The following is a 5,777-nucleotide window of genomic DNA, read 5'->3' as shown; positions in this document are numbered from 1 at the left end:
GTCACCCGTACGGGTGACCGGCCTCGCTGCCGGGCGCCGTCGTCGTTCCCGGGGCGCAGCGGAAGCCACGCAAGGGGGTGCGTCGGGAGGCGGCGCCCGCTTTGGGACGCTCTGACGGAATCCGTACAGGCCTTCGAACAAAGGCGCCGCCCCTGTGCCGCAAGGGCCGGTATGGTCTGGGGTAACCGTGGACGCGGGGTACCGGAGTCCCCCTGCGCGAGGAGTCCCAACGTGCTGATCACCCATGACACCGAGTGCGCGCTGAGCATCCTCGTGGATCTGCTCAACACGGCACCCGAGGTGTGCGGCGACGAGCGACTGCCGGACGTCGCCGCGCTGGACGCCTTCGTGGTCCGCCGGGAGATCAGTGAGATCGACTCACTGACCGAGGACGACCTGCGCCAGGTGCACGAGCTGCGCACCCGGCTGCGCGAGGTGTTCCGGACGGAGTCCACCGAGGCCGCGGCCGAGCTGGTCAACGCGATCGTCGCGGCCGCCGGGACGACGCCCCGGCTGGTCAACCATGACCACCATGACTGGCACATCCACTACTTCGCGCCGCACGCCGCGCTCGGCCCCCACCTGGCGGCGGAGCTGGGTATGGCCCTGGCCTTCATCCTGATGGCGGGCGAGCGGGAGCGGCTGCGCCGGTGCGAGGCCCCGGACTGCGCGCGGGTCTTCGTGGACCTCTCCCGGAACCGCTCGCGGCGCTACTGCGACAGCCGCACCTGCGGCAACCGGCTGCACGTCGCCGCCTACCGGGCGCGGCAGCGGTCGGCGGAGGCCGTCGCCTCCGCCTGACCCGCCTGTCTCCGGCCGACGCGCCTCAGATGCCGCGCTTGCGGAGGATCTCCTCGATGTCGGCGAAGTCGCCGAGACCGTCGTCCCGTTTGCCCGTCTGCTTCTTCGCGGGCGCCTTGGGCGGTTGGGCCACGGCCGGGCGCTCGGGGGCCGGACCGGCGGCGGCCGGGCGCTCCGGGGAGTCCTCCAGGGCTCCGCGGCGGTCGATCCAGCGGGTGACGGCCAGCAGGGCTGCGGAGACGCCGAGCAGGACGATGCCGGTCCACACCCGGGGGTCGAAGACCAGCTTGGCCGCCCAGTCGGCGAACTCCCGGCCGATGGTGCCGGCCAACGGGAACAGGCCGGTCAGGTAGAGCCCGGCGGGCAGCAGCGCCACCGCGAACCAGCGGGTCGCCGAGCGGAAGCGCCGGCGCCAGGCCCGTTGTCCCGCGACGGCCACGCCGCCGGCCGTGAGGAGGAAACTGATCGCCGCGGTCAGCACGAGTGGACCCCTTCGTCTCCGGTCGTCCTGGTCATCGGTGCCTCCCTGTCGGTCCGTCCTCGGGCGCACCGCCGGGCGGGAACGGGCACCCACTAGTGGAACACTGGGGGGATGATCGATGGTTCCCTCCCCCGCCTCGAGTTCTGGTGCGACCTCCAGTGCCCGGACTGCCGTACCGCCCTGGACGACGTACGGGCGCTGCGCGCCCAGTACGGCGACGCGCTGCCCGTGGAGCTGCGGCACTTCCCGCTGGAGAAGCACAAGCACGCCTACGCCGCCGCGGAGGCAGCCGAGGAGGCGTTCGCCCAGGGGCTGGGGTGGCCGTTCGTGGAGGCGCTGCTGGCCCGGGTCGAGGAGCTGGACGCCCGGGGGCCGCAGGTGCTGCTGGAGGTGGCCCGGGAGGTCGGGGTGGACGTCGAGGAGGTCGACACCGCGCTGGTCGACGGCCGGCACATGCTGATCGTGGACTCCGACCAGGCCGAGGGCAAGGCGATCGGGGTCACCGGCACGCCGACGTACGTGATCGGTCGCGAGCGGCTGGACGGCGGGAAGAGCCAGGACGGGCTGCGCGAGCGGATCGTCGCCGCCGTCGAGGCCGCGAAGGCCTCCTGACGATCGGTCAATTCGTCACAGTGGCTTGCCGAAGCAACGGTTGACGATCCGGTAGCCGAGCGAGGCGTAGAGCCGGAGGGCGACCTCGTTGCCGGCGAAGACGTTCAGGCCGATTTCGCGCACCCCGGCGGCCAGGCACTCCCGCTCGGCGAGCAGCATCAGGGTGCGGCCGTGTCCCCGGCCCCGGTGGGCCGGGGACACCTCGACCACCATGACCCAGGCGAGCGGGGTGCCGTCCGGCAGGTCGCGCAGGTGGAGGTTCACCCAGAGCGAGCCGAGCGGGTCGCCGTCCGCACCGCCCGGGCCGTCCGTGCCGTGGAGCCGGCGCAGGACGACGCCGGGGGTGTCGGCGCCCTGCGGGAGGACGTTGCGGTGGTCCAGGGCCGACTTGGCGTGGGCCTGCTCCTCGGTGAGGCCGGAGTCCATCAGGGAGCGGACGTACTCCCGGGCCGCCCTGTCGATCCAGGCCGGGAACTCCGCGGCGCCGATCGGGCGGGCGGTGACGCCGGCGGGCAGGGCCGGGGCGGTGGTCAGGCTCTTGCCGAGGTTCCGCATCCGCTCGGTGTAGCCGAGGGCGGTGGCGAGCCCGCGGGCGATCGGGGCGGACTCGGGGACCACCACGTCCACCCGGGTGCAACCCCAGTTGCGCAGCACCTCCTCAGCGGCCAGCGCACCGAAGGTGCCGCGGCCCCGGCCGCGGCCCTCCGTGATCTCCAACTCGGATATCTCACCCCAGAGTTGGCTGCCATGGCGGGCCGAGGCGGTGCGCAGCGCGCCGACCTGGTGACCGTTCGCGAGGATCCGCCAGCGTCTGGTGCGGCCGCCGGCCGTGGTGGGTGTCTCCGGGCCCTCGGGGCGCAGCGTGGTGGTCATGTGGTGGTCCCTTCCCCTCGCCGGGAAGGTTATCCACGTGGCCCGTGGCGTCTCCTCGGCGTTCTGCCCGGGCCCGGGATCAGGGGTCGAGGTCGTCGCCGCTGCGCTGGGCGAAGACGTCCATGGCCTTGGCGGTGACCGGGCCGATGCCGGGCAGTTCGCGGTCATCGACGCGGGTGACGGCCTGGACGTCACGGGTGGTGGAGGTCAGGAAGATCTCCTCGGCGTCCTGCAGGGCGCTGAGCGGGAGGTCGGCCTCCTCGGCGCCGCACCAGTCGATGACCAGCTGCCGGGTGATGCCGGCCAGGCAGCCGGAGGCGAGGGTGGGGGTGAGCAGGCGGCCTTCGACGACCACGAAGACGTTGGTGCCGGTGCCTTCGCAGAGCAGGCCGGCGGTGTTGGCGAAGAGGGCCTCGGAGGCGCCGGCGCGGTGGGCGGCGGCCAGGGCGACGACGTTCTCCGCGTAGGAGGTGGTCTTGAGGCCGGCGACCGCGCTGTGCTCGTTGCGGCGCCAGGGGACGACGAGGGCGGCCGTCTCGTCGGGGCGGCGGTTGATGGCACCGAGGGCGACCACCAGGGTGGGGCCGGTGGTGCCGCGCTCGGAACCGAGCGGGGCGTTGCCGCCGGTGAAGGTGACGCGCAAACGGGCCAGCGGGGCCGGGTTGGCGGCGAGCACCTGGGCGCACGCCTCGCGGACCAGGTCGTGGTCGGGGTCGGGCAGGCCGAGGCCGCGGGCGGAGCGGGTGAGCCGGTCGAGGTGGCGGGTGACCGCGAAGGCCCGGCCGTCGACGGCCTTCAGGGTCTCGAAGACGCCGTCGCCGGTGGTCAGGCCGTGGTCGAGGACCGAGACGGCGGCGTCGGCGGAGTCGACGAGGGTCCCGTTGACCCAGCTCGTGGTGCGGTTGTCCATCGAGGGCTACTCCTAGGCGCGGTGCGGCTCATGATCGGTGTGGGTGTCGCTGTCGATCTCGCTGCCCGACGCTATCGCGACCAGCCGGGCGGCCTTCAGCTCGGTTTCGGCCCATTCGCGCTCGGGGTCGGAGCCCCAGGTGATCCCCGCGCCGGTGCCGAAGCGCAGGACCGGCGCCTGCCGGTCCTGCCGGTCGAGCCAGAAGGTGCGGATGCCGACGGCGAGTTCACCCTCGCCGCGATCGGCGTCGACCCAGCCGACGGCGCCGCAGTAGGGGCCGCGCGGGGCGGTCTCCAGGGCCTCGATGATCCGCAGGGCGCTGGACTTGGGGGCGCCGGTCACCGAGCCGGGAGGGAAGGTCGCGGCGAACAGTTCGGGCCAGCCGGCACCGTCGCGCAGGGTGCCCTCGACGGTGGAGACCAGGTGGACCAGGCCCGGGTGCTTCTCCACGGCGCAGAGGTCGGGGACGGTGACGCTGCCGGTCCCGCAGACCCGACCGAGGTCGTTGCGGACCAGGTCGACGATCATCACGTTCTCGGCGTGGTCCTTCTCGAGGAGGTCGTCCTCGGTGCGGCCGGTGCCCTTGATCGGCCCGGAGGAGACCGTACGTCCGGAACGGTGCAGGTAGAGCTCGGGAGAGGCGGTGGCGATCTCGACGCCGTGCTCGGGCAGTCGGATGGTGCCCGCGTACGGGGCGGGGTTGCCGCGGGCGAGGAGGCCGGTGAGGGCGTCGATGTCGCTGCGGTCGGGGTCGGGCAGCGGCGCGGACAGCACTCGGCACAGGTTGGCCTGGTAGACCTCGCCGGCGGCTATGTGCTCGCGGATGCGGCGCACACCCGCGGTGTAGGCGGCGCGGTCCAGGGAGCTGTGCCAGCTGCCGGCGGCCGGGCCCTGCCAGCCGGCGCCCGAGGGCGGGACCGGGGCGGGGCGGACGTCGTCGAAGCGGCCGCAGGTCAGCCGGCCCTCGAAGTCGTAGGCGACGGCCCAGTAGCCGGCGGAGTCGAGCGCGGCCGGGTCCGAGGTGACGTCGCGCAGCCCGGTGGCCAGACGGCCGCCGAAGCGGGCGAGCGGGGTGTGGGGGGCGGGGTGGCCGGACACGGTTCTCCTGCGCGGTGGTGCTGGGGGCGGCGGTGCCTGAAGTGTAGGTCGGCGGGCGTGGCTCGGGTCGGGCCCGCACTCCCCGCACTCCCGGCGCTTCCGGCGCTCCCACTGCTTTCCGCGCCCCCAGGTGCGAGCAGCCGAGTGCGTCACGCTGGTGTGCGCCGGGTGACCTGCGGATGATCGTCCGGGAGCGCCGCAGGTGGCGGCCGGTGACCGGCCGGAAGGGCTGACGGGACGGCACTCCGCGGGCATCCCCTCGGCACGCTGCGGGAACGGATTTTTAGCTGGCCCGGGAATCCGCTAGAGTTCAACACGTCGCCGGGGAGCGCAGCCGAAGAAAAGCGGTGAAGATCCCGGGAGACAGGCGGACGTAGCTCAGTTGGTAGAGCATCACCTTGCCAAGGTGAGGGTCGCGAGTTCGAATCTCGTCGTCCGCTCGATGGAGAACAGTGTAAGGTCGTTCTTCATGTGTTGCCTGGTGGAGTGGCCGAGAGGCGAGGCAACGGCCTGCAAAGCCGTGTACACGGGTTCAAATCCCGTCTCCACCTCCAAGAGGCCCTCCCGGTTCCACCGGGAGGCCTCCCCGCGCGATTAGCTCAGCGGGAGAGCACTACCTTGACACGGTAGGGGTCACTGGTTCAATCCCAGTATCGCGCACGTCGGACCTCATGGGTCTGCTGCAGGAACGCCTCACCAGGCGCGATTAGCTCAGCGGGAGAGCACTACCTTGACACGGTAGGGGTCACTGGTTCAATCCCAGTATCGCGCACAGTAACAGGCCCTTCGAGGCCTGCTGCACAACCGCCACATCAGGCGCGATTAGCTCAGCGGGAGAGCACTACCTTGACACGGTAGGGGTCACTGGTTCAATCCCAGTATCGCGCACAGTAACAGGCCCCTCGGGGCCTGCTGCACAACCGCCACATCAGGCGCGATTAGCTCAGCGGGAGAGCACTACCTTGACACGGTAGGGGTCACTGGTTCAATCCCAGTATCGCG

The 5,777-nt window shown here is 72.2% G+C and carries 6 protein-coding genes and 6 tRNA genes; 8 read left to right on the top strand and 4 right to left on the bottom strand.

All coding sequences use genetic code 11. The annotated features are described in order from the left end of the window. The first annotated feature begins 231 nt into the window (after positions 1 to 231). Positions 232 to 801 (top strand): CGNR zinc finger domain-containing protein, encoded by a 570-nt coding sequence (locus tag ACFWIS_RS26280; protein ID WP_380463925.1) that lies wholly within the window; start codon positions 232 to 234, stop codon positions 799 to 801. A 25-nt stretch (positions 802 to 826) separates the two neighbouring features. On the opposite strand, the gene ACFWIS_RS26275 is transcribed toward ACFWIS_RS26280, so the two are convergent. Continuing rightward, positions 827 to 1,282, bottom strand: coding sequence for a hypothetical protein (locus ACFWIS_RS26275; RefSeq protein WP_380463927.1), 456 nt, complete (start codon positions 1,280 to 1,282; stop codon positions 827 to 829). Between the two features lie 111 nt (positions 1,283 to 1,393). Between ACFWIS_RS26275 and ACFWIS_RS26270 the strand changes: the two genes are divergently transcribed. Beyond that, positions 1,394 to 1,894: a DsbA family protein gene (locus tag ACFWIS_RS26270; protein ID WP_380463929.1), complete on the top strand. Its 501-nt coding sequence runs from the start codon at positions 1,394 to 1,396 to the stop codon at positions 1,892 to 1,894. Between the two features lie 15 nt (positions 1,895 to 1,909). Here ACFWIS_RS26270 and ACFWIS_RS26265 read toward each other — a convergent pair whose 3' ends face one another. From ACFWIS_RS26265 to ACFWIS_RS26255, 3 genes are all read right to left on the bottom strand, one after another. Continuing rightward, entirely contained in the window at positions 1,910 to 2,767 is an 858-nt protein-coding gene (locus ACFWIS_RS26265) for a GNAT family N-acetyltransferase (RefSeq protein ID WP_380463931.1), read from the bottom strand. Positions 2,768 to 2,846: 79 nt separating this feature from the next. Then, entirely contained in the window at positions 2,847 to 3,677 is an 831-nt protein-coding gene (locus ACFWIS_RS26260) for an aminotransferase class IV (protein ID WP_380463933.1), read from the bottom strand. A 12-nt stretch (positions 3,678 to 3,689) separates the two neighbouring features. Then, a complete protein-coding gene (locus ACFWIS_RS26255) occupies positions 3,690 to 4,775 on the bottom strand; it encodes a chorismate-binding protein (protein WP_380463935.1) in 1,086 nt (361 codons plus the stop codon). Between the two features lie 367 nt (positions 4,776 to 5,142). On the opposite strand from ACFWIS_RS26255, the gene ACFWIS_RS26250 reads away from it, so the two are divergent. The 6 genes from ACFWIS_RS26250 (at position 5,143) to ACFWIS_RS26225 (ending at position 5,777) form a co-directional block, all read left to right on the top strand. After that, positions 5,143 to 5,215, top strand: a tRNA-Gly gene (locus ACFWIS_RS26250). Positions 5,216 to 5,255: 40 nt separating this feature from the next. Beyond that, positions 5,256 to 5,329, top strand: a tRNA-Cys gene (locus ACFWIS_RS26245). Between the two features lie 34 nt (positions 5,330 to 5,363). Then, positions 5,364 to 5,435: transfer RNA gene (locus ACFWIS_RS26240), tRNA-Val, on the top strand. Positions 5,436 to 5,475: 40 nt separating this feature from the next. Further along, positions 5,476 to 5,547: transfer RNA gene (locus ACFWIS_RS26235), tRNA-Val, on the top strand. A 44-nt stretch (positions 5,548 to 5,591) separates the two neighbouring features. After that, a tRNA-Val gene (locus ACFWIS_RS26230) sits at positions 5,592 to 5,663 on the top strand. 44 nt (positions 5,664 to 5,707) lie between these two features. Continuing rightward, positions 5,708 to 5,777: transfer RNA gene (locus ACFWIS_RS26225), tRNA-Val, on the top strand.

The organism is Kitasatospora sp. NPDC127060 (assembly GCF_042724935.1).
In the GTDB taxonomy this organism is placed as follows: domain Bacteria; phylum Actinomycetota; class Actinomycetes; order Streptomycetales; family Streptomycetaceae; genus Kitasatospora.
The sequence above is the reverse complement of the archived record's forward strand: the minus strand, read 5'-3'. Positions and strand labels throughout refer to the sequence as shown.

Excerpts from the sequence above, each read along its gene's own strand:
- ACFWIS_RS26265 (WP_380463931.1), bottom strand. The coding sequence starts at position 2,767 with ATGACCACCACGCTGCGCCCCGAGGGCCCGGAGACACCCACCACGGCC.
- ACFWIS_RS26260 (WP_380463933.1), bottom strand. The coding sequence starts at position 3,677 with ATGGACAACCGCACCACGAGCTGGGTCAACGGGACCCTCGTCGACTCC.
- ACFWIS_RS26270 (WP_380463929.1), top strand. The coding sequence starts at position 1,394 with ATGATCGATGGTTCCCTCCCCCGCCTCGAGTTCTGGTGCGACCTCCAG.